The sequence below is a fragment of the Sphingobium sp. Cam5-1 genome (genome assembly GCF_015693305.1).
Lineage (GTDB): Bacteria > Pseudomonadota > Alphaproteobacteria > Sphingomonadales > Sphingomonadaceae > Sphingobium.
In genome coordinates, this window is record NZ_CP065138.1 from 928926 (window position 1) to 954051 (window position 25126).

23 protein-coding genes are annotated in these 25126 nt (G+C 59.2%); 12 read left to right on the forward strand and 11 right to left on the reverse strand.

Annotated features, from left to right (window positions below; translation table 11 throughout):
• From IZV00_RS04695 to IZV00_RS04710, 4 genes are all read right to left on the reverse strand, one after another.
• Positions 1-1260: an N-succinylarginine dihydrolase gene (locus tag IZV00_RS04695; RefSeq protein WP_196225999.1), complete on the reverse strand. Its 1260-nt coding sequence runs from the start codon at positions 1258-1260 to the stop codon at positions 1-3.
• The gene (locus tag IZV00_RS04700) at positions 1257-2273 is read right to left on the reverse strand and encodes an arginine N-succinyltransferase (protein WP_196226000.1); all 1017 of its coding nucleotides are present in this window, start codon (positions 2271-2273) and stop codon (positions 1257-1259) included. The genes IZV00_RS04695 and IZV00_RS04700 overlap by 4 nt, the downstream gene beginning before the upstream one ends.
• Positions 2270-3493, reverse strand: a complete 1224-nt coding sequence (locus IZV00_RS04705) for a hydrolase (protein WP_196226001.1) — start codon at positions 3491-3493, stop codon at positions 2270-2272. Before IZV00_RS04705 ends, IZV00_RS04700 begins: the two co-directional genes overlap by 4 nt.
• A gap of 97 nt (positions 3494-3590) precedes the next feature.
• On the reverse strand, positions 3591-4076 hold the full coding sequence (locus IZV00_RS04710) for an RNA pyrophosphohydrolase (protein WP_196226002.1): 486 nt from the start codon (positions 4074-4076) through the stop codon (positions 3591-3593).
• Positions 4077-4256: 180 nt separating this feature from the next.
• Between IZV00_RS04710 and IZV00_RS04715 the strand changes: the two genes are divergently transcribed.
• Positions 4257-5633: a cryptochrome/photolyase family protein gene (locus IZV00_RS04715; protein ID WP_196226003.1), complete on the forward strand. Its 1377-nt coding sequence runs from the start codon at positions 4257-4259 to the stop codon at positions 5631-5633.
• A gap of 36 nt (positions 5634-5669) precedes the next feature.
• A complete protein-coding gene (locus IZV00_RS04720) occupies positions 5670-6935 on the forward strand; it encodes an SAM-dependent methyltransferase (protein ID WP_196226004.1) in 1266 nt (421 codons plus the stop codon).
• Between the two features lie 2 nt (positions 6936-6937).
• Here the strand turns inward: IZV00_RS04720 and IZV00_RS04725 are convergent, their stop codons facing one another.
• Both IZV00_RS04725 and purF read right to left on the reverse strand, forming a co-directional pair.
• Positions 6938-7648 carry an SDR family NAD(P)-dependent oxidoreductase gene (locus IZV00_RS04725; protein ID WP_196226005.1) on the reverse strand — a complete coding sequence of 237 codons (711 nt, stop codon included), beginning with the start codon at positions 7646-7648 and terminating at the stop codon, positions 6938-6940.
• A 95-nt stretch (positions 7649-7743) separates the two neighbouring features.
• Positions 7744-9222, reverse strand: coding sequence for an amidophosphoribosyltransferase (gene purF / locus IZV00_RS04730; RefSeq protein WP_196226006.1), 1479 nt, complete (start codon positions 9220-9222; stop codon positions 7744-7746).
• A 182-nt stretch (positions 9223-9404) separates the two neighbouring features.
• On the opposite strand from purF, the gene ccmC reads away from it, so the two are divergent.
• From ccmC to IZV00_RS04765, 7 genes are all read left to right on the forward strand, one after another.
• Positions 9405-10127, forward strand: a complete 723-nt coding sequence (gene ccmC / locus IZV00_RS04735; protein WP_196226007.1) for a heme ABC transporter permease CcmC — start codon at positions 9405-9407, stop codon at positions 10125-10127.
• A 132-nt stretch (positions 10128-10259) separates the two neighbouring features.
• Positions 10260-10706, forward strand: coding sequence for a cytochrome c maturation protein CcmE (ccmE, locus tag IZV00_RS04740; RefSeq protein WP_196226008.1), 447 nt, complete (start codon positions 10260-10262; stop codon positions 10704-10706).
• A 46-nt stretch (positions 10707-10752) separates the two neighbouring features.
• Positions 10753-12684, forward strand: coding sequence for a heme lyase CcmF/NrfE family subunit (locus IZV00_RS04745; protein ID WP_196226009.1), 1932 nt, complete (start codon positions 10753-10755; stop codon positions 12682-12684).
• Positions 12681-13208, forward strand: coding sequence for a redoxin family protein (locus IZV00_RS04750; protein WP_196226010.1), 528 nt, complete (start codon positions 12681-12683; stop codon positions 13206-13208). Before IZV00_RS04745 ends, IZV00_RS04750 begins: the two co-directional genes overlap by 4 nt.
• Positions 13205-13615 carry a cytochrome c-type biogenesis protein gene (locus tag IZV00_RS04755; protein WP_196226011.1) on the forward strand — a complete coding sequence of 137 codons (411 nt, stop codon included), beginning with the start codon at positions 13205-13207 and terminating at the stop codon, positions 13613-13615. Before IZV00_RS04750 ends, IZV00_RS04755 begins: the two co-directional genes overlap by 4 nt.
• Entirely contained in the window at positions 13612-14256 is a 645-nt protein-coding gene (locus tag IZV00_RS04760; RefSeq protein WP_196226012.1) for a tetratricopeptide repeat protein, read from the forward strand. The genes IZV00_RS04755 and IZV00_RS04760 overlap by 4 nt, the downstream gene beginning before the upstream one ends.
• A gap of 133 nt (positions 14257-14389) precedes the next feature.
• Positions 14390-16318, forward strand: a complete 1929-nt coding sequence (locus tag IZV00_RS04765; protein WP_196226013.1) for a potassium transporter Kup — start codon at positions 14390-14392, stop codon at positions 16316-16318.
• A 47-nt stretch (positions 16319-16365) separates the two neighbouring features.
• Here the strand turns inward: IZV00_RS04765 and IZV00_RS04770 are convergent, their stop codons facing one another.
• Complete coding sequence (locus IZV00_RS04770; RefSeq protein ID WP_196226014.1) at positions 16366-16830, reverse strand: Hsp20 family protein; 465 nt, start codon at positions 16828-16830, stop codon at positions 16366-16368.
• Positions 16831-17289: 459 nt separating this feature from the next.
• On the opposite strand from IZV00_RS04770, the gene IZV00_RS04775 reads away from it, so the two are divergent.
• On the forward strand, positions 17290-18540 hold the full coding sequence (locus IZV00_RS04775) for a lipoprotein-releasing ABC transporter permease subunit (protein WP_196226015.1): 1251 nt from the start codon (positions 17290-17292) through the stop codon (positions 18538-18540).
• Positions 18533-19222 carry an ABC transporter ATP-binding protein gene (locus tag IZV00_RS04780; protein ID WP_196226016.1) on the forward strand — a complete coding sequence of 230 codons (690 nt, stop codon included), beginning with the start codon at positions 18533-18535 and terminating at the stop codon, positions 19220-19222. The genes IZV00_RS04775 and IZV00_RS04780 overlap by 8 nt, the downstream gene beginning before the upstream one ends.
• On the opposite strand, the gene IZV00_RS04785 is transcribed toward IZV00_RS04780, so the two are convergent.
• Complete coding sequence (locus IZV00_RS04785; protein WP_329604486.1) at positions 19208-19432, reverse strand: GGDEF domain-containing protein; 225 nt, start codon at positions 19430-19432, stop codon at positions 19208-19210. The genes IZV00_RS04780 and IZV00_RS04785 overlap by 15 nt on opposite strands.
• 171 nt (positions 19433-19603) lie before the next feature.
• On the opposite strand from IZV00_RS04785, the gene dnaE reads away from it, so the two are divergent.
• Positions 19604-23146, forward strand: coding sequence for a DNA polymerase III subunit alpha (gene dnaE, locus IZV00_RS04790; RefSeq protein ID WP_196226017.1), 3543 nt, complete (start codon positions 19604-19606; stop codon positions 23144-23146).
• Here dnaE and IZV00_RS04795 read toward each other — a convergent pair whose 3' ends face one another.
• The 3 genes from IZV00_RS04795 to IZV00_RS21485 form a co-directional block, all read right to left on the reverse strand.
• A complete protein-coding gene (locus tag IZV00_RS04795) occupies positions 23147-24214 on the reverse strand; it encodes a PA0069 family radical SAM protein (RefSeq protein WP_196226508.1) in 1068 nt (355 codons plus the stop codon).
• 70 nt (positions 24215-24284) lie between these two features.
• On the reverse strand, positions 24285-24785 hold the full coding sequence (locus tag IZV00_RS04800) for a DUF2199 domain-containing protein (RefSeq protein ID WP_196226018.1): 501 nt from the start codon (positions 24783-24785) through the stop codon (positions 24285-24287).
• Positions 24706-25119 carry a hypothetical protein gene (locus IZV00_RS21485; protein ID WP_443020063.1) on the reverse strand — a complete coding sequence of 138 codons (414 nt, stop codon included), beginning with the start codon at positions 25117-25119 and terminating at the stop codon, positions 24706-24708. Before IZV00_RS21485 ends, IZV00_RS04800 begins: the two co-directional genes overlap by 80 nt.
• Between the last annotated feature and the right edge of the window lie 7 nt (positions 25120-25126).

Consider the following 25126-nt stretch of genomic DNA (forward strand, 5'->3'; position numbering starts at 1 on the left):
CTAGGGAATTAAGTCGCCCGAAAGCTGCAAATGGTCAACAAGCATTAACCACGATTGTTCGATCTGGGCGATCAGCCGGGTGTCGGCCAGATCGGCAGGCACGATCCGCTCAGGCCAATAGCGCTCGACTATGCTGGCGATCTCATCCAACCTGGCCTCGTTCACCAAGAACCGGGGATCGACGTTGGCGGGATCAGCCACGACCCTCAGCCTCAGACAGGCCGGGCCACCCCCATTCGCCATGGATTGCCGCACATTCACGGTGATCAACTCGCGAATGGGGCCGTTGCCCGCAACCAGCTTTTCCAGCCAGCTCCAGACACTGGCAACCCCCTTGGCCTCGGCAGGCAGGATCAGCGCCATGCCGCCATCCGGCAGTGTCACCAATTGCGCGTTGAACAGATAGCTTTGGATGGCATCGGCCAAACTAACGGCCGCCGCCGGCACCTCGATGATCTGGAGTGCGGGTAACGTCGCGCGCAGTTGATCGTAGAATCGCGCCTTGTCGGCAAAGGCCTGCTCATGGGCGAAAAGCACGGTCTCGTTGGCGACGGCCACGACGTCATTGTGGAAGGCGCCAGCCGCTATGGCCTCCTCAGACTGCATGACGAACAATGTGCGTGCCGGATCAAGGCCATGGAGCCGTGCTATGGCTTTGCTAGCCTCCACATGCTGTCGGGCGGGGTAGGGGCCGCCGGATTGGCCATAGACGAATATCTCGACGCCCTGATCCGCATGGCTGTCACACAGTCGCATGTGATTGGCTGCGCCTTCGTCGCCATATGGCGCGGGGATAGGGGGATGTATCGCAAAGGCATCCTTGTCGGAAAATGCGATCTGCAACTGGGCCAGCGTTTGTTGCCATTCATGGCTTCGATGCGGCATGGTGACGAGGTTGGCGATCGTCAGGTGCGTGCGTCGGTCGGCCGTATCGGGGCCGGGCGACACGGTCGCCGCATTCGCCGCCCACATGGAGGAAGCGGACATCGCGGCTGCCCGGATATGGGGCTCAGCCTCGCCGATATTTGTACCCAACGCGCTTAGCCATCGGCCGTCCGGCCGCCACTGGGGCAGGAATATCCCCTGTACCAGTCCCAGGCGCAGGTTCGCGCGCATCTTCTCGATGCCCTCCAGCGCTGCGGCCCGCGGATATGAGGCCGTGCCAGCGCTGCCCGCCGATGCCAGGTTTCCCAAGCTAAGCCCCGCATAATTGTGGCTCGGCCCGATCAAGCCGTCGAAGTTGATTTCCCTGACCGTCATGCGCGGGCCACCATGGTAAATTGCTGCCCCGGTTCCAGTCCCAACCGTTCGGCGCTTTGCCGGTCAAGCGACAGCTTGTCGCCGTCTCCCTTCACCATTGCATATGTGCAACGAAAATTCGCGCGCTCTCCGGTGGCTACCAGCTGTCTTTCTCCTCCACCGTCATGAACGGCGGACAGGATCATATCCTGTGCATGGGAAATGGTTTGCAGTGCGTCTATCTGTCCCACCATCGTCGGGCCGCCGTCGAAGATGTCGATATAGCCGGGATTCGTAAAACCTTCCGTCTCCAGCATCCGCATGGCAGCCCGGCCATTGGGATGAGGCAGGCCGATCACCGCCTTTGCGCTGTCGCTCAGCATGGCGGTGTAGATCGGCGTCTTGGGCATCAGGTCCGCGATGAACTGGTTGCCATGGATCGCATTGAATTCATCCGCTTCCTGAAATGTCATGCCGAAGAAGCGCCCCGCGAGCCCGTCCCAGAAAGGCGAGGCTCCCGCCTCATCGATCACGCCACGCAGCTCGGCGATCACCCGGTCTCCGAACCGTTCGCGATGACTGCGGATATAGAGATATCGGCTGCGGGCGAGCAGCAGGCCCAGGCCCTCGGCGCGCTCCCGCGGATGCAGAAAGAGGCCGCCGACCTCCGTCGAGCCTTCCAGATCAGTGACGAGCGACAGCATCTCCGCCCGGAATGTGCGGGACAATTCCTGGCTATGCTGGGTCAGGACGCCCAGGCGATAGGAATAGAATGGCCAGCTTTGCCCCACCTTGCTGAAGATCTGGCAGGTGCCACGAACCTGCCCTGTGGTGCAGTTTTCAAGCACCATCAGGATCAGCTCATCCTCTACCCCTCCACTCTCGCGAGCGAGCGCCGTCTCAGTCCGGACCAGCTTCTGCTCCAGCGCCTTCCGATCAGCGGGCAGGTTGGTAAATCCGCCCCCCGTTATTTTCGCTAATTCATACAGGGTTTGCAGATCATCCGCCCGCGCAGTCCGCATGACAAAGCTCAAACCATCTTCTCCTGTGGAAACTTGCCCTCCGCAATGCGCAGCAGGGTGAGCGCGGAAAGCCGCGCGCGTTCGGCAAGGCTTTCGACGATCAAATATTCCTCGTCACTATGAATGGCACCGCCCCGAACGCCCATCGTGTCAACTACAGGCACGCCGCACGCCGCGATGTTGTTACCATCGCAAACGCCCCCTGTGTCCCGCCAGTTCACGGCCACGCCCAGCTCGGCGCCACATTTCCTGACCAACTGGAAGAGGGCAGCGGCTTTCTCATCGAGAGGTTTAGGCGGTCGGCCAAATCCTCCATGAACTTTCAAGCTCACATCATGATCGCGAGCAACCTCCTGGACGGAATGGCTGATGAGTCGCTTCGCGCTCTGCTCAGCCTCCGCAGTTTGAGGCCGGAAATTCACTCTCAGGATCGCATGGTCGGGCACGACATTGTTGGGAGAGCCGCCATCTATCCGCGCGGGATTGCACGTAAAGCCAGCGCCGCTCCCCGCTTTCAGTTGGAGGGCGAGATCGGCCGCTGCGAGCACGGCATTGCGGCCTTCTTCCGGGTTGCGCCCGGCGTGGGCGCTGCGGCCACTGACGATGAAGGAGAAATTCCCGCTACCCGGCCGCGCACCCGCAAACGTGCCATCGGGAAGCGCCGGTTCATAGGTCAGCGCCGCAACTTTCCCCTTCGCGGCCATCATGAGAAGGTCTGCCGAAGAAGGACTGCCAACTTCCTCATCACTATTTATGACGACGTCATAGCCGATCCGGGCGGCAGCGGGAGATCCCTCGAACGCTTTGAGTGCCGACAGCATGACGGCGAGGCCGCCTTTCATGTCGGCTACGCCGGGACCGTTCAGGCTGCCGGGATCGATCCATCGAAGCGATTGGAACCCATGATCTGCCGGAAAGACCGTGTCCATATGTCCGGTCAGGAGGAGCCTGATCGCAGCGTCGGGACGCACGGAAAGCAGCAGATGCTGTCCATGTTGGACCAGTTGGGTGCGTCCTCTGGAATCAACGGCATCGACTTTTGCGCCTTCGACCAAGCGAATGTCGCCGGGCAGCGTGGAGAATGCATCTGCCAGCATCGAAGCAGTTATCGCCAAACCGGCCAGGTTCCGCGATCCGCTATTAATAGCCGCCCATTTCTGCACCTGATCCAGCATCGGGGCGGCTGCGGCGCGATCCAGTAGTTCGCGGTCTGACGACGAAAGGCCGTTCATGGGCGGAGCTTACCAGACCAGGCTGATCGCCTCCAGCCTTGCGATTCGGCTATTTATCTCCGATCGCGCTAGTGGGCCGGAAGGATCAGTGATCCGGTCAGATCAGGGCCTTGAATTCCTGCAAAATGTCCCGGTACAGCTTCCGCTTGAACGGAACGATCACATCGGGAAGGGCTTCCGGCTCAATCCATTTCCACTCTGAGAATTCGGCATCCTCAGTAGCGATGTTGATATCCTCGTCGCTGCCGAGGAAGCGCGCGAGGAACCATATCTGGCGCTGGCCGCGATATTTGCCGCCCCATAACTTTCCGACAAGCTCAGGCGGCAAGTCGTAAAAATGTTCGTCCCGCGCCTTCGCGATGATCTCTACATGATGCTGCCCGATCCCGGTTTCCTCGCCCAGTTCGCGCAGGGCGGCAGTCCTTTCCTCCTCCCCATGATCGATTCCGCCCTGAGGCATTTGCCAGGCTTCCACCTGGCTATCGATACGCTGGCCGACAAAGACCTTGCCATGCATGCTGACGAGCATCACGCCGACGCAGGGCCGATACGCGAGTTCCGAATCATTTGGCGCCGATGCCATGATGTCCCCTGATCATTGTCCTGGCCGCAAGCCATTGGACCGCTTTGTGCAGTGCAATGATAATGGGCGAAACAGCGGCCGTCCATTCGCTAAAACGCACAGCACCATATGCGGACAGCTTTTCGCGCCGAAATGGGAGAGGGGATTGGAAGCTCGGCCTGGCAATGGCAAAGCTGGCAAATGTCCAATCCTGTGATCCTTTGGTTTCGCCAAGACCTCCGTTTATCTGACCAAGCAGCTCTGGCGGCGGCAGTGAAGGAAGGGCCGGTGATCCCTGTCTATATCCTGGACGATACATCCCCAAAGCAATGGAAAATGGGCAGCGCGCAGCGGTGGTGGCTTCATCACAGCCTGAAGTCGCTGGACGACAGCCTTCGTCGCAAAGGGTCTCGCCTCATCCTGCGCAAAGGGGAGAGCGCCGAGCAGCTAGAGAGGCTCGCCCGCGAAACCGGTGCCAAGCGGGTGCATGCACTCGTTCATTATGAGCCATGGTGGCGGAATGCCGAAAAGGCAGCAGCGAAACAGATCGATCTTCAGCTGCATGACGGTATGCTGTTGTTGCCGCCTGGGAGTGTCCGCACGTCGGGCGGCAATCTTTATCAGATATACACGCCGTTCGCCCGGGCAACGATGCTTCACATGCCACCGGCCGAACCCGTCGCGACTCCGTCAAGGATCGACGCGCCAGCAAAATGGCCCGTGAGCGATTCGCTCGACGATTGGGAATTGTGCCCCCGTTATCCCGACTGGGCAGCAGGCTTTGCCGGGGACTGGTCGCCTGGTGAAGCTGGGGCGCGCCACCGCGTCGCCTCCTTTCTCGAAGAGGCGGATGAATATGATGTGGCGCGTAACCTTCCATCCGTGGAAGGAACTTCGCGGCTTTCTCCTCATCTGCATTTCGGGGAGGTTTCTCCCGCCTATGTCTGGCACCGAGTGAGCGAGGCAGCAGCAGATACGACCACCTTTCTCAAAGAACTGATCTGGCGGGACTATGCGCATACGCAGATTCTGGCATTGCCGACTTATGGGTCACAAAATGCCCGCTCCGATTTCGACCGCTTGGCCTGGCGCAGCTTGCGCGAAGCGGGCGATGATTTTGCCGCCTGGAAAACAGGACGAACGGGCTACCCGATAGTGGATGCCGGTATGCGCCAGCTTTGGGCAACCGGGTGGATGCACAACCGGGTTCGCATGATCGCCGCGAGCTTCCTCATCAAACATCTTCTGATAGATTGGCGACACGGCGCGCAATGGTTCTGGGACACATTGGTGGACGCGGATTACGCCAACAATAGCGTGAATTGGCAATGGGTGGCGGGCAGTGGCGTTGACGCAAACCTGTTTTCCCGAATCATGGCACCGCTGACCCAGTCTCCAAAATTCGAAGCGGGTGATTATATCAGGCAATGGGTGCCCGAATTGGCTCATCTCGATGACACGGCGATTCACGATCCTGAAGCCTATGATGCACGACCGGCCTCATATCCCGCCAAGCGCGTTGGTCATCGCGAGGCGCGCGAACGCGCGCTTGCGACCTACCGGCAAAGCAGGGCTTAAGGACGGACGCATAGACAAGGGAACAGGGGTGAAGGGATGAACGCGATCGATCCCAGGCATGGCAGACGAGCGCCGACCGTGCGGCGCCCGGCCGGGGAACATAGGCGCGGATGGGCATCGCGCTTGGTTGCCCCTCAATTTCACCGCTTGCTGGACCGTATCGATTCGGGCCTTCTGAAAGGAAGGCTTGAAGCCACGCTGCCGGATGGAACCGCGAGAATATTGGGGGGGCGTGGAACGGGACCGGTCTGCGAAGTCCGGCTGGTCCGCTGGCGGGCTTTGTTGCGGCTGGTCGTCGGGGGATCGGCTGGATGGTATCGGGCATGGGCTGCGGGTGAATGGAGTAGTCCGGACCCGGTCCCCTTGTTCGAGTTGTTCATGGCGAACGCCGCGACACTGGGCAATGTGGCTCGTCCAAACGGCCCGGCTCGATGGATTGGCCGGTTCGGGCATTGGGTGCGCCGCAACGACCGGAAGGGATCACGTCGTAACATCGCCTATCATTATGATCTCGGGAACGACTTCTACCGTCTATGGTTGGACCGGGACATGTATTATTCCAGTGCGTTGTTTCGTGATCCCGATGACCGGATCGAGAGCCTTGAACGAGCACAGCAGCGCAAGGTGGACGCCATCCTCGACCGGCTCGACCTTAAGGAAGGCGGCGCACTGCTTGAGATAGGCTGCGGGTGGGGAGGCTTGGCTGAGCAGGCGATGCAACGCTGCGCTATCCGCTATGATGGGCTGACCCTATCGACCGAGCAGGCCGAATATGCGCGGGAGCGGCTAGGTTCTGGCGCAAACATCCTGCTGACGGATTATCGGGATGCTCAAGGACAATATGACGCGATTGCAAGCGTCGAAATGGTCGAAGCGGTAGGTCAGGAATATTGGCCCGCTTATGTCGCCGCCATAGAGAGGCTGCTGAAGCCCGGCGGGAAAGCGGCAATCCAATATATCCTCATCGACGACGCCATATTCGACAAATATGCGCGTGGCGCCGATTTTATCCAGACGTACATTTTCCCCGGCGGAATGCTGCTGTCGGAAAGCCGCTTCAGGGCTTTGGCGGAAGCCAATGGGCTCGAATGGAGGGAGGTCCGCCATTTTGGCGTCCACTATGCGGAAACTCTTCGACGGTGGCGGGAAAGGTTCGACCGAGCCGTCGACCGCGGTCTATTACCCCCCAGCTTCGACCAGCATTTCGTCGCGCTCTGGCGCTATTATCTGATGTATTGCGAAGGCGGCTTTCGCGGCGGCACGATCGATGTCGCTCAGGTAACGCTGGTCAAGCCGGGCTAAAATCAATCCAAACGTTGGTGATAGCCGTTTGGTTGATCCGAAAGGACGAGATCGGCTATGGCCTGGCCTACGACCTCCGGGTCCTTCACCGTCGCGGGATCTTCGCCAGGATAGGCTCTGGCGCGCATCGCCGTCCGGGTCGCGCCCGGGTCAACGACATGAGTACGTATGGCCGAGATATTTTTCACTTCCTCGCCATAAGTGCTGACGAGCGTTTCGAGCGCTGCCTTCGAAGCGCCATAGGCACCCCAATAAGCGCGCGGCGCGGTAGCGACCGACGATGTGATGGCAATGACGCGCGCGTCGGAACTTGCGCGGAGCATCCTGTCGAAAGCTGCGATCAGGGCCTGTGGTGCTGCTATGTTCAGCGTCAGCAGACGGGCGAATTCCTTCACGTCGATCGCGGGCACTGCAGCCAGGCTGCCGAGGGTCGCCGCGTTCAGAACCAGAATATCCAGCGCCTCCCACCGGCCCGAAACCGCTTGAGCAAGCCGCCCGATGCTTTCGCCATCGACCAAGTCGAGCGGCGCTATGGTGGCACTGCCTCCGGCGCCGTGGATATATTCTTCCACCTCCTCAAGACCACCGGCAGTTCTGGCTGTCAGGATGACATGAGCACCCGCAGCGCCAAGGGCCTTGGCAGTGGCGGCGCCGATACCGCGGCTCGCGCCGGTCACCAGGGCAAGCTTACCGGAAAGAGGAAGAGTGGACATGAAGCATCCTGTTCGCCCTTCCGGATGGAGAGGGCCGGTTTAGTGAGAAAGGTAGCTGCCCATGACCGGGCAGCCATCCAGAAATGACCTGTCGATCAGACGACCCGTTCAGCCAGCAGTTCAAGCTGGTTCTGCACCACGACATCATCCTGATCGGTGAGCGTGGTCGGATAGTCGCCTGTAAAGCAGGCATCGCAATATTGGGGGCGGATGTCGGCCCGTTTCGTTTCGCCTAGCGCCTTGTAGAGGCCGTCGATCGAAATGAAGGAAAGGCTATCGGCATGGATGAAGTCCTGCATGCCGCCAATGTCCAGGCGATGAGCCAGCAACTTCGTGCGTTCCGGCGTATCGACGCCATAGAAGCAGCTATGTTTCGTCGGCGGGCTGGCAATGCGCATATGCACTTCCTTGGCGCCTGCCTCGCGCATCATCTGCACGATTTTCAGGCTGGTCGTTCCCCGCACGATCGAATCATCGATAAGAACGACGCGCTTCCCGGCGATTAGGGCGCGATTGGCGTTGTGCTTGAGCTTGACGCCAAGATGACGAACCTTGTCGCCCGGCTGGATGAAGGTCCGTCCGATATAGTGGGAACGGATGATGCCCAGTTCGAAGGGAAGCCCTGACTGCTGGGCATAGCCGATTGCCGCAGGCACGCCGCTATCGGGAACAGGAATCACCAGATCGGCATCGACAGGATTTTCGATTGCCAATTGAGCGCCGATCGCCTTGCGAACCGAATAGACGCTCGAACCATCCACGATCGAATCGGGGCGGCTGAAATAGACATGTTCGAAAATGCAGGGGCGCGGATGCACCTCGCCGAAGGGGCGATGGCTGCGCATCTGTCCATCATGAGTTACAATGACTAGTTCGCCCGGATCGATGGAGCGCACATGGTCGGCGCCTACTACGTCAAAGGCGACGGTTTCCGACGCGAAAATGGTGGCGTCGCCCAACTTGCCCATGACCAGCGGCCGGATGCCGAGCGGGTCGCGGCACGCGATCATGCCCTCGGGCGTGGTCACGATCAGCGAATAGGCACCCTCGATCTGCTTGAGCGCATCGATGAACTTGTCGAGCAGAGTCCGATAGGTCGAAGTCGCGACCAGATGGATGATCACTTCCGTGTCGGATGTCGACTGGAAGATTGAGCCGCGACGAATCAGCTCGCGGCGGAGCTTCATCGCATTGGAGATATTGCCGTTATGCGCGATGGCGAAGCCGCCGGAATTAAGCTCGGCATAGAGGGGCTGTACGTTGCGGAGGGACGTTTCGCCCGTGGTCGAATAACGGACATGGCCCGATGCCGTATTGCCTGGCAGGCCGCGAATCACTTCGTCGCGGTCGAAATTGCCCGCCACATGCCCCATGGCGCGGTGGGTATGGAAGTCGTGACCGTCCCAGCTGGTGATACCGGCGGCCTCTTGTCCACGGTGTTGAAGCGCATGAAGGCCAAGCGCGACGATCGCGGACGCGGTCTCTGCTTGAATGACCCCGAAAATGCCGCATTCTTCACGCAGCTTGTCGTCGTCGAACGGGTTTGTCGTAAACATGGGTGCGAGCGGATCCATAGCCGATGCTGTGCGCCTCAAATGGCTGCTGCGCGCGCATATAGTGGTTCGATCCTGATTTGTCGCCTGTCTGAAACAAAAAAGGCTGTTTGGGCCGCCGTGGCAGCGACATTATGTCCTATGCGCAACAGAAAAAGGGCCACTGGCTTTGCGCGTTCGGCACAGCTAAAGAGCCTTTCCAAATGCACCGCTTCGCCAATCCTGCCCGTTTCCTGAAGATCGCTCGGCCGCTGACCACTTGGCTGTTCTGGCCAGGTTTCGTTTTGCTTCTGGTGGGTGCGGGCTGCGGGTTGTTCATCACCCCGGCTGACTATCTCCAGGGCGAGACGGTTCGCATACTCTATATCCATGTGCCCGCGGCATGGCTTGGAATGGCCGGATGGACAGGAATTGCTGTGGCGGCGCTGATGCAGCTGGTCTGGCGACATCCGCTGGCCGCCGTTGCGGGACGCGCGATTGCGGTCCCGGGCGCGCTGTTTACGACTATTTGCCTTGCGACAGGGTCCATTTGGGGGCGTCCCACCTGGGGGACATGGTGGGAGTGGGACGGGCGGATGACGTCCATGCTCGTGCTCCTTTTCCTTTATCTTGGATATATAGCGCTGGCGAATGCCAGTGCGCGTCAGGAACAGGGCGGCGTCAGCGCGGCTACAGCCATTTTTGGCTTGGTAGGCGCGGTCAATATCCCGATCATAAACCGCTCCGTCGTATGGTGGAACAGTCTCCATCAGGGACCCAGCATCACGATGCGGGGGTCGAGTATCGACACTTCGCTTCTCTGGCCGCTGGGGTTTACCCTTATCGGTTTTTCCCTTTTGTTTGGGGCGATCGTGTTGATGCGGATGCGCACGATATTGGCGCGCAACAAGGTGGAAGCGCGCATGCAGCGGCTGGCGCGGGGATAAGGGCATGAACCAATGGGCTTTCGTCGTCGGCGCTTATGCGCTGACCTTTTCGGGCACCTTGGCCCTCTGCCTTGCATGCTGGCGTTCCATGCGTGATGCAGAGTCGGCTGCACAGAGATTGTCAGACCGGCCATGAAAGCGAAGCATCAGCGCCTCATTCTGGCGATCGTGGCCCTGATCGCCCTGATCGGAGCGGCTTTGCTCGCGGCATCGGCATTGCGCGACGAAGCCGCCTATTTCTACGCGCCCGCCGACGTTCGTGCCAAAGGTGTCGAGCCGGGCAAACCCATTCGTCTGGGCGGCATGGTGGTGAAAGGCAGTCTTAAACGAGCCGCCGACGGCGTTACCATGTATTTTGACGTGACCGACGGCAAAGCGACCGTTCCAGCTGTTTTCAAGGGCATCGCTCCAGATCTGTTCAAGGAAGGATCGGGCGTGGTCGCGGAAGGATCATTCGATGGCACGGGCACGTTCATCGCCACCAACCTGCTGGCCAAGCATGATGAACGGTACATGCCTCGGGAACTCGAAGGCATTCAGTATAATGAGACGACCCACGAGATGAAAGCAGGCCAGTGAACGCTGTTAGGGTGGCCATAGGGCGGGAACGAGCGGAGAAGGCGGCATGATCGCCGAAGCGGGTCTGGCCGCGCTATGGCTTGCGGCGGCGCTGGCGTTTCTACAACTGAGCCTGGTGGCTTTCGGGCTAGCGGGAAAAAAGAGCGAATTGCTCCAGGCTGTCCGACCGGTAGCCGTGGCCCAAGGCTCGCTCACTGCCATTGCCTTTGTGGCGCTGATAACGCTTTTCATGCGATCGGACATGTCGGTGCTGTTGGTCGCGACCAACAGCCATTCCATGAAGCCTTGGCTTTACAAGTTCGCGGGAACTTGGGGCAACCATGAAGGCTCCATGCTGCTCTGGGTGACGGTCATGGGCGTCGCGGGGTCTGCCGTTGCCCTGTTTGAACGGGCGCTACGGCGGGACACGCATATGGCGACGCTGGGCGGTCAGGCCGCTATTAGCCTGGGGTTTTATGCATTCCTGCTCTTCGCTTCCAACCCCTTCGCACGAATCACTCCTCCCGCAGCGGATGGTCAAGGACTCAATCCTCTGTTGCAGGACCCCGGCCTCGCGTTCCACCCGCCGACCCTTTATCTTGGATATGTCGGCCTTTCAGTCGCCTTCTCCTTTGCCATTGGCGCGCTGCTGACGCGGCGGGTCGATGCAGACTTCGCCCGGGCGATGCGTCCTTGGGTGCTTGCAGCGTGGATATTGCTAACCCTCGGAATCACGGCTGGCAGCTACTGGGCCTATTATGAGTTGGGCTGGGGCGGTTGGTGGTTTTGGGACCCCGTGGAAAACGCTTCGTTGATGCCATGGCTCGCGGCAACGGCGCTTCTGCACAGCGTAACAGTGCTTGCTACCCGTGATGCGCTGCGGGCTTGGACAGTGATGTTGGCTGTTATCGCATTCTCGATGTCGATGGTTGGGACCTTCCTGGTTCGGTCGGGCATATTGACGAGCGTCCATGCCTTCGCCGTGGATCCGGAACGAGGCAGCTTCATCCTGATCCTCCTGGGCCTTTATATCGGAGGCGCGCTGGCGTTGTTCGGTTGGCGGGTAGGGGCGGTTCGTGAAGGCGCACCGTTCGAACTCGTCAGCCGAGAAACCATGCTGGTCGTCAACAATCTGCTGCTAACGGTAATATTGGGCCTTGTGCTGATCGGCACCCTCTATCCGTTGCTGACCGAGGCGTTCGGGCATAAGGTATCGGTTGGTGCTCCTTATTTCGACAGGATAGCCGGTCCCATTGCGCTCATCCTGATGATCGTCATGGTGGCGGGACCATTGACCCGTTGGCGTCGGGACAAGCTGGCAGAGGTTGCCGGGCGCATGATGATTCCGGCCGTCATCGCCCTGATCACCCTTGCCGTTATGGCAATGCTCGCCTGGGGACGGATTGGCGTGCTGCCGTTCCTTGGGCTGGTCATCGCCTTGGCCGTAGCGGCGGGCAGCGTCGCGCCGCTGTGGAAACGCAACTTGCGCCGTACGCCGCTGTTCACCTGGGGGATGGTCATCGCTCACCTGGGATGCGCTGTCAGCCTCGCGGGCATGGCTTGCGATTCTGCGTTTACCGTTGAAAAGCTGGCGGCCGTCCGCCCCGGCGACGTCGTCGAAGCTGCCGATTGGAAACTTCGCCTCGTGCAGATTTCGCCGATCGCCGGAGACAATTGGACAGCGTTACAGGCTGACATGGAAGCGAGCCGGGGGAATGGCGCACCGGTTGCCCTGCATCCGCAATCTCGTTTCTTCCCTTCTCCCCCCACGACCACCACTGAAGCGGCCCTGCTGACCCGGTGGAACGGCCAGCTTTATGTGGTGCTTGGCCAAGAGGCGACCGAGGGACGTTGGCAACTGCGGGTCTGGTGGAAGCCTTTTGTCACGCTGATCTGGTTTGGCGGCGGGCTGATCGCCCTTGGTGGCGCATTGGCATTGGTAGGGCGCGAGCGGCGCGGATGGCTCCTTAAATGGCGCAGCAGGACGCTTGCGGCATGAAGAAGCTCTTGATCTGGCTACCTCTTGTGTTCTTTGCGGGATTTTTCATCCTGTTTGGGAGTGGCTTGCTGAAACCGGACGACCGGATCATCACCTCCAAGCTCGTCGGTAAAGCATTGCCCGAATTCACCTTGCCAGCAGCGGCGAGCGATCGCCCCGCCCTGGCCAGCGCGGAACTGGCAACGGGCAAACCCCGGCTGTTGAACATCTTCGCCAGTTGGTGCGTGCCCTGCGCGGCCGAAGCTCCGCAGCTTATGGCGCTGAAGCAAGCAGGTGTGGAAATTGACGGGGTCGCGATCCGTGACGCCCGGTCTGATGTCGATCGCTTTCTTCGGCGCTATGGGAATCCATATAGCCATATCGGCCTTGATGCGCGCAGCAGCGTGCAGATCGCGATTGGCTCCTCCGGCGTGCCAGAAAGCTTCATCATCGATGGAAAGGGTCGCATCGCCTACCAGCATGTCGGTGACATAAGGGCGGATGACGTCCCGATGATTCTCCAGCGTTTGGAGGCTGCGCGATGACACGGCTGCTGACATTGCTTGCATTGCTGATGAGTTCGCCGGTGCTGGCGCAGTCGGCACTTCCTCCGGCTCCCTATGCAGACCGGCAAATCGATGATCCAGCGCTCGAGCGGAAGGCGAAGACGCTGATGGAGACGATTCGCTGCCTCACTTGCCAGAGCCAATCCATTGCAGACAGCAATGCCAGTCTGGCAGGTGATATGCGTTCCCAGATCAGGGAGCGGATCATGGCGGGGGAACAACCCGAGCATATCCGGAGCTGGCTCATTGAACGTTATGGCGATTGGGTAAGTTATGAGCCTACGGCGGACCCGGTTCTTTGGCCGCTTTGGGGCGCGCCATTACTGCTGATCGGCCTTGGGCTATTGCTTGTGCGCGGACGGATCAAGCGGGGAGGGCCGAAATGACAGGATGGGTCATAGCGGCTGCGTTCGCTATTTGCCTGATGGTGCTTCTGGTAGCCATCGGCCGTATTCCGCGCGTTTCATGGGAGCTGACAGCCGCCGCTCTGCTCCTCGGTCTTGCTGGTTATGCGTGGCAGGGAAATCCTGGTTTGGCGGGAGCGCCCAGAAGTGCTGCTGCTTCAAACGGCAAGCAGTTTGACGAGCAAGTCGCCCAACTGCGCCGCGGCATGGCGGAACGCTATGGTCCGGCAGGGCAGTGGCTGATGCTCTCAGACGGCCTTGGCAGGCAGGGCAAGACGAAAGAATCAGCGAACGTGCTGCTTGCGGGGATCAAGCAATCACCGGGTGACCCCAACCTGTGGCTGGGTCTGGGCAACGCGCTTGTGTCACATGCTGGAGGTGTGGTTTCGCCGAGCGCTGACTTTGCTTACCGGCGCGCCATGTCGCTTGACCCACAAGCGCCTGCTCCGCCCTATTTTTACGGCCTGGCTCTCGTTCGAGCGGGCCAGTTGCAGGCCGCCCGTGATCTGTGGGCGCCTTTGGCTGCGAGGGCGCCTGAAGGCTCGAAAATCAAGGCGGAACTGGAGCTTAACATTAAGCGTATCGACGCAATGCTGGCTGACAGCGCGCCTGCGGTTCAATGACATGGCTCGTCAATTGCGCTGGTCAAAGAGGCGTGATAGGGCGCCCGCCATCTTTGTGAGGTAAGCGGGGTAGCCCCCGTGCGCATGCCTTGGCTTGAGTGTCGTATGATCATGACCATCTGGCGTTTCCTTCATGGCTGATCAACTGGCGAGCGCCGTCGCGAACGCGCAGGATGACGAGTCTGAAGGACATAGCCACGCGGGCCAGAAAGCGACGGCCAAGCTTGTCGTCGGGGCGATCGGCATCGTGTTCGGCGACATCGGCACCAGTCCGCTCTACGCTTTTCGTGAAACTTTCGCGGGCCATCATCATCTGGCACTCGATCCTGACCACATTCTTGGCGTCATCAGCCTGATGTTCTGGTCGATGATGCTGGTCGTGACGTTGAAATATGTCTCGATCATCATGCGCGCCGACAACAAGGGCGAAGGTGGCAGCCTTGCGCTGCTCGCGCTGATCAACGGACAGACAAAGACTCAGCGATGGTCGCGCGGGATCGTTCTTTTGGGGGTGTTCGCGACGTCACTCTTCTATGGTGATTCCATGATCACCCCTGCGGTATCAGTGCTGTCGGCGGTGGAAGGCCTCGCCGTTTATAACTCTGAACTGGCACCCGCGATTCTACCTGCCGCAGTGATCATATTGGTGTGCCTGTTCTGGATCCAGGGCTTCGGAACTAACCGGGTTGCTGCCCTATTCGGCCCAATCATGCTGGTGTATTTCGTCACCATCGCGGCCCTGGGCATCATCAGCATAATCAAGACGCCTGGCATTCTCCTAGCGTTCAATCCCTATTGGGCGTTCATGTTCTTCATGACCGATCCGTTGCCGGCCTTCCTCGCATTGGGAGCCGTCGTCCTTGCGGTGACCGGGGCGGAAGCGCTGTATGCCGATATGGGGCATTTCGGGCGCAGCCCGATCCGCGTGTCCTGGCTTTGCTTCGTCCTCCCGGCATTGATGATGAATTATATGGGGCAGGGGGCTCTGCTGTTCCGCGAAGGCGCGGCTGCGCTCCATAGCCCCTTCTATCATCTGGCACCCCAATGGGCGCAGTTGCCTCTGATCGGCCTCGCGACCCTGGCGGCGATAATCGCCAGCCAGGCAGTCATTTCCGGCGCCTTTTCGGTGACGCAGCAGGCGATCCAACTGGGCTTCATGCCCCGCTTGCGGATCGCGCATACCAGTGCCTCGACCGCGGGACAGATATATATCCCCCTCATCAATTGGGGATTGATGGTGATGGTCATCCTGCTGGTACTGGTGTTCCAGACATCGTCCAATCTGACTGCCGCCTATGGCATCGCCGTCACCGGAGCGATGTTCATCGACAATCTACTGCTAACCGTGCTGCTCTATCGGCTGTGGAAGTGGCGCTGGTATTATTCCGCACCCTTGCTTGCGGTATTCTTCGTCGTGGACGGCGCATATCTCGCGGCCAATTTTACCAAGGTGCCGGATGGCGGTTGGTTCCCGCTGCTGATCGGGTTCGTCGTATTCACGTTGCTGACCACATGGTCGCGTGGACGTCGGTTGGTGCAGGATCGCTTGCGCGAAGGTGCCATGCCAATCCCTGTGTTTGTGGCTTCAGCTGCCAACAGCGCTGTGCGCGTTCCGGGGACGGCCGTGTTCATGACATCCACGCCAAATGGTGTTCCCCACGCCTTGCTCCACAACCTGAAACACAACAAGGTGTTGCATGAGCGGGTCATCCTGCTGACGGTGAAGATCAAGGACGTGCCAGTCGTTGAGGATGATGGCCGATGCAGGCTGGAGGATCTCGGGAAGGGGTTCTTCCGCCTCGTGCTGGAATATGGTTTCATGCAGGAACCGGACGTTCCAGCAGCCCTTAAGAACGTTACCGGTTGTGGCCAGGCATTCCGGATGATGGAGACCAGTTTCTTCCTGGCACGCCAAACGCTGTTACCGTCTGCCAATCCAGGGATGCCGCTGTGGCGAGAAAAAATCTTCGCCTGGATGCTGCGAAACGCGGAAAGCGCGATGGAGTTCTTCCGCCTGCCCACTAACCGGGTGGTGGAACTGGGTAGCCAGGTAGAGATTTGAGATGCGAAAAGGGCGCGACCTTCAGGCCGCGCCCCATGAACATCCGATCAGGCTGCGTCGCGATCCTTGTTGATATCAACCAGCTGCCCGCCATTCACAGCGATCTTCTTTGGCTTCATCGCTTCAGGAATTTCGCGGACGAGTTCGATCGTCAGCAGGCCGTCCGCAAGATCGGCCTTTTCCACCCGCACGAAGTCGGCCAGCTCGAAACGCCGCTCGAAACTGCGATTGGCGATGCCAACATGCAGGAATTTGGAGCGATCAGAGTTTGGGCTATCTTCCTTGCGTCCGACAACCTGCAACAGATTTTGTTGAGCAGTGATATCGATTTCGTCAGGCCGAAAGCCCGCCACCGCGAGCGTAACCCGATATCGGTCCTCCGAAAGACGCTCGATATTGAAAGGGGGATAGTTGTCGCCCTGCTGCAGGCGGGCATTGTTTTCGATCAGATCGAAAAGTCGGTCGAAACCCACAGTGGAGCGGCGATAGGGGGTCAGGTCAAAACCACGCATGTCATAATCTCCATCAGAGCAAAATGATCTTACCGGACCCATGCTGGCGTCCGGCGATACGATGCGCGACCCCATCAGGCGGCCGTGCGTCGTTGATATGGTTGAACGAAATCGGGTTTCAAGAGGCCTGTTTCAGCCGGAATCAAAAGTGCCCGGATCGTGTTTCCACGATCCGGGCACTAATGGACGATTGCTCGTCTCCCCCTTGGTCTGCCTCAACCACTTCTCAGCCCCCTAAGCTTGAAGCGGGAAGCAGTATCCCTGAACCACGGCCATTAACCTGTGCTTCGTTGACTTTGCTATGGCTCTGAAGGCCCGCTGTCACGGGCTATTTCCGTACGGGAAGATTTTAGCTTCATGCCTGTGGCTGAGGTGCAACAATCTGCGATGCTTGCCGTTAGTGGAGACCCTGCTAGACGGGCAGCAATTAACATCACGCAAAGGGCCGTTCGCGCCATTATGATCTTGTCACGCTACGAACGCATGATTGCCAAGCGCTATCTGCTGCCTGGGAAGGGGGAGGGATTCATTTTCCTCGTCGCCGGGATAAGCCTCGCCGCCGTGATGTTGGGGGTGGCCGCGCTCATCATCGTGATGAGTGTGATGAATGGGTTTCGCGCTGAATTGTTTGACAAAATTGTGGGACTGAATGGCCATGCGGTGGTGCAGGGCTATGGCGGACGGTTACCCGATTGGCGATCCATTCTGAAAGAAGCAAAGGCCACGCCCGGCGTCACCAGCGCAACGCCGCTTATCGAACAGCCGTTGCTCGGCAGCTTTCAGGGAAGGGTCGAAGCGGTCCTCGTCCGGGGCATGACCGTCAAGGACATCCGGAACAATGCGACACTGAAGGCGAAGGTGCTGGCGGGGAGCATGGATAACCTCACCGCCAACGCGGGCAAGGTTGGCATAGGATCGCGGCTGGCTGAAAATCTGGGCCTTCAACTTGGCGACAGCATCACCATAATCAATCCCGCAGGGCGGTCGACGCCGTTCGGCACTGTGCCGCGCCAGATTTCCTATCAGGTGGCGGCGATCTTTGAGGTGGGTGTCTACGACTACGACAAGGCGTTCGTCGTGATGCCTGTGGAAGATGCGCAGACCCTATTGTTGCTCGGCGACGTGGTCGGGATGATCGAGATCGAGACCGTGGACGCTGATCGGGTGGGAACGATCTTGGAACCGCTGGCTGGAAAGGTTGCGGGTCGGGCTGTCGTGACCGATTGGCGCCAGATGAACGCCTCCCTTTTTGAAGCACTGGCCGTTGAACGGGTCGCGATGTTCGTGGTGCTTTCGATCATCGTGCTGGTCGCAGTTTTCAACATCCTTTCCTCGCTGATCATGTTGGTGCGAGCGAAAACGCGTGACATTGCGATCTTGCGAACGATGGGCGCAAGTCGGGTTGGGCTCGTCAAGATATTCATGACCGTGGGCGTGACCATCGGATCGCTGGGCATGGTGGCCGGGATGGTGCTGGGCTTCACCTTCCTCTTCTTCCGGCAGAGTGTGGTAAATGCGATCCAGTTCATGACCGGGCAGAATTTGTGGGATCCCTCGATCCGTTTTCTGACCGAACTGCCGGCCAAGCCAGATCCCATCGAAATCACGATCATCTGCCTGATGGCGTTAATTTTCAGCTTCCTTGCAACGCTTTATCCGGCCTTCAAGGCTGCCAATACCGACCCCGTTCAGGTGCTGCGCTATGAATGACATATTGAAGGTTGCGGGCCTGAAGCGCAGCTTCACTCAAGGAGGCGTCACGATCGAGGTCCTGCGCGGCGTCGACCTGACTGTCGGAGAGGGAGAGATCGTGGCGCTGCTGGGGCCGTCAGGGTCCGGCAAATCGACCCTGTTGCAGGCGGTCGGTCTGTTGGAAGGGGGATTCGACGGGTCCATCCGCATCGATGGTGAGGAAGCTGCGCGTCTCGACAATGACGGGCGGACGCGCTTGCGCAGGGATGCGCTGGGCTTCGTCTATCAATTCCACCATCTGCTGCCGGATTTCAACGCGACCGAAAATGTCATCCTCCCCCAAGTTATCCGTGACAAGGAATTCCATGCGGCACGTGCACGTGCTGAGTCGCTCCTAACATCCTTGGGACTTGGTCATCGTCTGGATCATCGGCCGAGCCAACTTTCCGGCGGCGAGCAGCAACGCGTGGCGGTGGCGCGGGCACTCGCCAACCGTCCTGCCTTGATCCTGGCCGATGAACCCACGGGGAATCTGGATGAACGGACAGCCGATATCGTGCTGGCCGAGTTTCTCCGCCTTGTACGGGAGGAGGGCTCAGCCGCTCTGGTCGCGACCCATAATGAAAGGCTCGCGGAGAAGATGGATCGCGTGGTCCGTCTTCATGAAGGATTGCTGGAGGACGCTTCAGCCTTGAACTGAGGCATCTTCACGGACAGCGGCAACCACGATCTGGTTTCGCCCCTGCGTCTTCGCGCGAAGTAGCGCTGCATCGGCGGTTTGGATGCGTTGCCCAGCTTTGCCATGACCGGGATAGGCTGCGAGTCCGAATGAAGCCGTGATGGGGCCAAGCTCTTGATGGCCATGCTGCACCCGCAGATTCTGAATCCTTGGCTTGGACTTGCCGCGCACGATCGATCGCCTGATCCAGCAAAAATCCGGGCATCAACAGCACGAACTCTTCTGTGATAAGTTGGAGAATGCTTAATCAAGGGGCAGGAGACCCGGAGATAGCGCCGTTTATCCACAGCATTTCTCAAGAAGGACTGGCGCCCGAGGCGGTAGCGGCGCTATCAATGCCGGATGCCTCATGCCGGTTTTGTACCCCTTCGTATCTTTTCCTCTTTCACCATGCTGGAAGGCGCGATCGAGCCGAAGAAGATCGCTAAGCAAGCGCGAACGCTCGGCTTTCCGGCAGCAGCGATCACTGATCGCAATGGCCTTTATGGGTCGATGGCTTTTTCAGATGCCTGCAAGGGCGAGGGCGTTCAGCCGATAATCGGAGCCATGCTGGGCATATTGCGGCCCGGGCGCCCTACCAATGCGGCTGCTGTGCATGATTGGCTGGCGCTTTATGCACAGGATGAAGCGGGATACGATAATCTTTGCGCGCTGGTTTCGATGGCTCACCTCGACCGTCCGGTTGAAGAAGTTGCCCACGTTACGCTGGATGCGCTGGCTGGCCGGACGGAAGGGCTTATCGCTCTGACCGCTGGGACGGAGGGAGCGCTTGCCCGATTGTTCGCGGAGGACCAGCCCGACGCCGCGTTTGCCTATGCTGACCGGCTTCAGACTCTCTTTCCGGATCGCCTATATGTCGAAATTTGCCGGAGGCTCGATCCCGTCGAGGGCAGGGCGGAAGCGGAATTGCTCGAACTTGCCTATTCGCGTGATCTGCCGCTGATCGCGACCAATCCGACCTGCTTTGCCGAGCCTCACTTTCACGAGGCTCATGACGTGATGCTCTGTATCGCCGACGGGGCCTATGTCGAAACTCCCGACCGGCGGACGAGTTCGCCCGACGCCTGGATGAAACCGGCCGCAGAGATGAAGCGGCTGTTTGAGGATTTGCCGGAGGCGCTAGCCAACACGCTTGTAGTCGCCCAACGTTGCGCGGTCGCTGCACCAAAGCGCAAGCCTATCTTGCCGAGCCTTGCTGGCGACATCGAAGGCGAAGCACAGATGTTGCGGGAACAGGCAACGGCAGGGTTGGAGTGGCGGCTGGAAAAGGCAGGGATCGAGGGAGATGAGGCCCGCCAACCCTATTTCGATCGATTGAAGTTCGAAACCGACATCATCATTCAGATGGGTTTCCCCGGCTACTTCCTGATCGTTGCCGACTTCATCAAATGGGCGAAAGAGCAGGATATTCCGGTTGGGCCGGGGCGTGGTTCGGGCGCTGGTTCGGTAGTCGCCTGGGCGCTCACCATCACCGATCTCGATCCCCTGCAACTGGGGTTGCTGTTTGAACGATTCCTCAATCCCGAACGCGTTTCCATGCCGGACTTCGACATCGACTTTTGCGAAACGCGGCGTGGTGAAGTGATCCGCTATGTTCAACAGAAATATGGCTCCGACCATGTGGCGCAGATCATCACCTTCGGTAAGCTGAAGGCGCGGGCGGTGCTCAAGGATACCGGACGCGTTCTGCAGATGAGCTATGGGCATGTCGACCGGCTTGCCAAGCTGGTGCCCAATCATCCGACAGACCCCTGGACGCTGGAACGGTCGTTGAACGGCGTGGCAGAGTTCAAGGCCGAATATGACAATGACAATCAAGTCAAACGATTGATTGACTATGCGATGAAGCTGGAGGGCTTCCCCCGGCATAGTTCGACTCATGCGGCGGGCGTCGTCATTGGCGACCGGCCGCTGTCACAGCTTGTGCCGCTCTATCGCGATCCGCGGTCGGATATGCCGGTGACACAGTTCGACATGAAATATGTCGAAGGCGCGGGATTGGTGAAGTTCGACTTCCTGGGTCTCAAAACGCTGTCTGTTTTGCAAAAGGCGGTCCAGCTGCTAGCTGGGCGCGGGGTCGAGATCGATTTGAGCATCCTCAGTTGGGATGATCCGGCGGTTTATGACCTTCTTCAGCGGGGCGACACGGTCGGCGTGTTCCAGCTGGAATCGGAAGGCATGCGCAAGACCCTGGCCGCCGTTCGGCCCACCAATTTCGGCGACATCATCGCGCTCGTTTCGCTCTACCGGCCCGGTCCGATGGACAATATTCCCATGTTCGGGCGCCGTAAGAATGGGCAGGAAGATATTGAATATCCTCATATTCTCCTGAAGCCGATCCTCGAAGAGACATACGGCATCTTCGTTTATCAGGAACAGGTGATGCAGGCCGCCCAGATATTGGCGGGCTATTCCCTTGGGGACGCTGATCTTCTCCGCCGCGCCATGGGCAAGAAGATCAAGGCGGAGATGGATGCTCAGCGAGCGCGGTTCGTGGAAGGTTGCGCCGGGAGCGACATTCCGGCCGCCAAAGCCAATGAGCTGTTCGATTTGATCGACAAGTTCGCGGGCTATGGCTTCAACAAGTCCCACGCCGCCGCCTATGCGCTGCTTGCCTATCAGACGGCGTGGTTGAAAGCGCATTATCCGGCGGAATTCTATGCCGCCTCGATGGCGTTCGATATCCATCTTACGGATAAGCTGACCATCTTTGTCGATGACATGCGACGCATGGGCCTCAGCTGTCTTGCGCCCGATATCAATCGCAGCCTTGCCGACTTCTCCGTTGAACCGATCCAGCATGAGGGTGAGGATGCGCGCCTAGGTTTCGCGGTGCGTTATGCCTTGGGGGGGCTTAAGGGCGTCGGCGAAAAGGCGATGGAGCAGCTGGTTGCCGAGCGGGATGCGGGCGGGTCGTTCAAGTCCCTCGATGACTTTGCAGACCGGATAGAGCCGCGATTGTTGAACCGCCGCCAGCTTGAAAGTCTCGCGGCGTCAGGCGCGTTCGACGAAATCCATCCCGACCGGGCTGGAGTGCATGCAGCGGCAGATACTATCCTGAGCGTTGCCGCCAGTGCCGCCGAAGCACGCGAAAGCGGGCAGGGCGGCTTGTTTGGCGACGTCGAGACGCCGCATGCAGACGTCCGAATTCCGCCCCATCAGACCTGGTCCACCGCGGACAGGATGGCGCAGGAAAAGGAAGCCTTTGGCTTCTACTTCTCGGCGCATCCTGTCGATCGCTATCGTCATCTGGCTGAAGCGCGCGGCGCGAGAAGCTACGGGGCGATCTGTGCCGAGCAGGTGGCGGAGGGCGGGCGCGCCAATGCGGTCATGGCTGCAATGGTGGAAGAGGTGCGCTGGCGCGAAACGCGACGCGGGGCGCGATATGCGGCAGCGACATTCTCCGACAGCAGCGGACAATTTCAGGCGAGTTGCTTCGATGAAGATGCATGCAAGGCTATCGACGCTATGGCGCGGGACGGTGATTGCGCCCTGTTGATGGTAGAGCTGGATCGTATGCCGGGCGAAGAAACACCTCGCGTCACGATCAGAGGCGTGGAGCAGTTCAACCAACTCGCCAGTGCATCGCGGATGGAATTGGTGGTGGATGTGCAGGATGCATCAGCTGTAAACGCGTTGGCGGAGCTGCTGCTGCGCAACAGGGGCGGGCGCAGCGAGGTTTTCCTGCGTACCCCGTTGGCGGGCGGTAAGGCTGCGCGGATGTTCGTTGGGGATGATTTCTTGATCGGGGCGGACCAGGTGGATGCGATCGCGCTCATTCCGGGCTTGTCCATCCAAAGCTTCGAACGGATGGAGCCGAAAGCGGATGGGTATCGGGCACGGACTCGGCGCTCCGGCTTCAGGCTGGTCGCGGCAACGGCCTGATCAAAAGAGTTGAAGCTGTGGACCTGCGGGCGGACGGAACAGGTCGGTCCTGAGGATCAGCCTCTCGCCTGAAAAGCCGACGCGTTTTCGCGCTTTGATGAAGCGGGTGCGTATCAGGTCGGCCCAAACCCCCTGTCCTCGCATTCTGCTGCCGAAATCAGGGTCATTGTCGCGCCCTCCCCTTATTGCACGAATGATTCCCATGACCTTCGCGGCTCGGTCTGGGTGATGTTCCTGAAGCCAGGCGCGGAATAGGGGTGCCACCTCGAAGGGGAGCCGAACCGGGATGAAGGTCGCGTCGCGAGCCCCGGCGGCGGCGGCGGTGTCGATTATGGATTCTATCTCATGATCCGTGATGGCGGGAATGATGGGAGAGATGCTGGCGACGACCGGCACGCCTGCTTGCGCCAGCTGACGGATAGCCTCCACCCGCCGGAGGGGATGAGCCGCGCGAGGTTCGAGAGTGCGCGCGACCTTTGGGTCAAGGGTCGTTACGGAGATCATTACGGCAACGAGCTGGTCGCGCGCCATCTCCTTCAGAAGATCAAGGTCGCGAAGAACCCGGTCGGACTTTGTCGTGATGAAGAGTGGGTGGCGGCATTCAGCTAATATCTCAATAGATTGGCGGGTGATCTTCCAATCCCGTTCGATCGGTTGATAGGGATCGGTATTGGTCCCCATGGCGATAGGGGAGACTCTGTAGGACGGCTTTGACAGTTCGGCGCGGAGGAGGGCGGGCGCATCCGGCTTGGCGAAAAGGCGCGTTTCGAAATCCAGGCCGGGTGACAGATCGTGATAGGCGTGAGTTGGCCGGGCGAAACAGTAGATGCATCCATGCTCGCAACCAGAAAAACTATTTACAGACTGCGAAAATCCGATGTCTGGAGACGTGTTCTTCGTGATGATCGTGCGCGGATGTTGAACCGTAACAGTTGTGCGAAGCCTTGGAATTTCGCCATCCACGGATTCCTGATCGTCCAGCCAGTCGCCATCTGCTTCCCGCTCTGGCAAACCAAAACGGCTGCTGGTCTGGTTTTGCGTTGCACCTCGTCCACGTTCCCTACGCATTGCATTTCTAGAACATAAAGAGAACAAATGCGCAAGCTGGCGTTTAGCGGTTAGGGAAAAAAGTTCGATGTTAGCGACGCTCAATGATGGTCAAAATCTCGTGATAACGCGCCTCGCAGATGCCGTTTCGTTGTTCTCTCGCCAAGAGGCTTTTGTCCTCTGCGTTTAGGAACAGAGAGGGGCGCTGTGTCGAATTTCTGAATTGGATGACAACTGGCGTGCCGAATGACGCTGGATATGCTGGTAGATCGTTGGCTAGGGTGCCCAAATGCGTAGGCTCCGTGGAGCCGTCTTGGTCATAAAGCTCCAGATAGCGTTCAAAGGTGGTCCAACCGACCTCTGCCCAAGCCCCCCAACCAAAGCTGTCTGATGTCTCCGTTAGCGGTATGTCCAGCACGCAACGGATGAAATTCCGCTCATCGAACTGACAGAGATCATTATTGAAGCGTGCTCTTTCAGCTCGCTCGGCCTCCGGTATAGCCCATACCTCATCAGGCAGCTTGTAGGCCCAGTCTTTGACGAGGCCACGATGCTCTTCTCCACAGATTGAGCATGTAAAACTGTCGTTCAACGATATCTCCCATACCCAGCTGAGTGGCCGTATGTCTCTCTGCCTCCCAGAATGAATTATCAAGAATGCCCCGACAAATCATTACACAACTGTTACTGGGTTGGTCGCAGCCCCGATAAGCGTTGATCGATTGGCTAAAGGAGAGATCCGGCGACTTGTTGCGGCTGATGATAGTGCGGGGATGTTCGACCGTGACCTGTGTGCGACGGCGCGGTGCGGGGCCATCGATGGCATCAAGCGTATCGAGCCAGTCGCCGTCAGCGATCTGTTCCGCGATATTGAAGCGGTGACTAGCGACATTCAACGTCGCGCCTCGACCCTTTTCAGCAACCATGCTTCCT

Coding starts and splice junctions, on each gene's coding strand:
- IZV00_RS04695 (WP_196225999.1), bottom strand. CDS start 1,260: ATGACGGTCAGGGAAATCAACTTCGACGGCTTGATCGGGCCGAGCCAC.
- IZV00_RS04705 (WP_196226001.1), bottom strand. CDS start 3,493: ATGAACGGCCTTTCGTCGTCAGACCGCGAACTACTGGATCGCGCCGCA.
- IZV00_RS04710 (WP_196226002.1), bottom strand. CDS start 4,076: ATGGCATCGGCGCCAAATGATTCGGAACTCGCGTATCGGCCCTGCGTC.
- IZV00_RS04715 (WP_196226003.1), top strand. CDS start 4,257: ATGTCCAATCCTGTGATCCTTTGGTTTCGCCAAGACCTCCGTTTATCT.
- IZV00_RS04720 (WP_196226004.1), top strand. CDS start 5,670: ATGAACGCGATCGATCCCAGGCATGGCAGACGAGCGCCGACCGTGCGG.
- IZV00_RS04725 (WP_196226005.1), bottom strand. CDS start 7,648: ATGTCCACTCTTCCTCTTTCCGGTAAGCTTGCCCTGGTGACCGGCGCG.
- purF (WP_196226006.1), bottom strand. CDS start 9,222: ATGGATCCGCTCGCACCCATGTTTACGACAAACCCGTTCGACGACGAC.
- ccmC (WP_196226007.1), top strand. CDS start 9,405: ATGCACCGCTTCGCCAATCCTGCCCGTTTCCTGAAGATCGCTCGGCCG.
- ccmE (WP_196226008.1), top strand. CDS start 10,260: ATGAAAGCGAAGCATCAGCGCCTCATTCTGGCGATCGTGGCCCTGATC.
- IZV00_RS04745 (WP_196226009.1), top strand. CDS start 10,753: ATGATCGCCGAAGCGGGTCTGGCCGCGCTATGGCTTGCGGCGGCGCTG.
- IZV00_RS04750 (WP_196226010.1), top strand. CDS start 12,681: ATGAAGAAGCTCTTGATCTGGCTACCTCTTGTGTTCTTTGCGGGATTT.
- IZV00_RS04755 (WP_196226011.1), top strand. CDS start 13,205: ATGACACGGCTGCTGACATTGCTTGCATTGCTGATGAGTTCGCCGGTG.
- IZV00_RS04760 (WP_196226012.1), top strand. CDS start 13,612: ATGACAGGATGGGTCATAGCGGCTGCGTTCGCTATTTGCCTGATGGTG.
- IZV00_RS04765 (WP_196226013.1), top strand. CDS start 14,390: ATGGCTGATCAACTGGCGAGCGCCGTCGCGAACGCGCAGGATGACGAG.
- IZV00_RS04770 (WP_196226014.1), bottom strand. CDS start 16,830: ATGCGTGGTTTTGACCTGACCCCCTATCGCCGCTCCACTGTGGGTTTC.
- IZV00_RS04775 (WP_196226015.1), top strand. CDS start 17,290: ATGATCTTGTCACGCTACGAACGCATGATTGCCAAGCGCTATCTGCTG.
- IZV00_RS04780 (WP_196226016.1), top strand. CDS start 18,533: ATGAATGACATATTGAAGGTTGCGGGCCTGAAGCGCAGCTTCACTCAA.
- dnaE (WP_196226017.1), top strand. CDS start 19,604: ATGCCTCATGCCGGTTTTGTACCCCTTCGTATCTTTTCCTCTTTCACC.
- IZV00_RS04795 (WP_196226508.1), bottom strand. CDS start 24,214: ATGCGTAGGGAACGTGGACGAGGTGCAACGCAAAACCAGACCAGCAGC.
- IZV00_RS21485 (WP_443020063.1), bottom strand. CDS start 25,119: ATGGTTGCTGAAAAGGGTCGAGGCGCGACGTTGAATGTCGCTAGTCAC.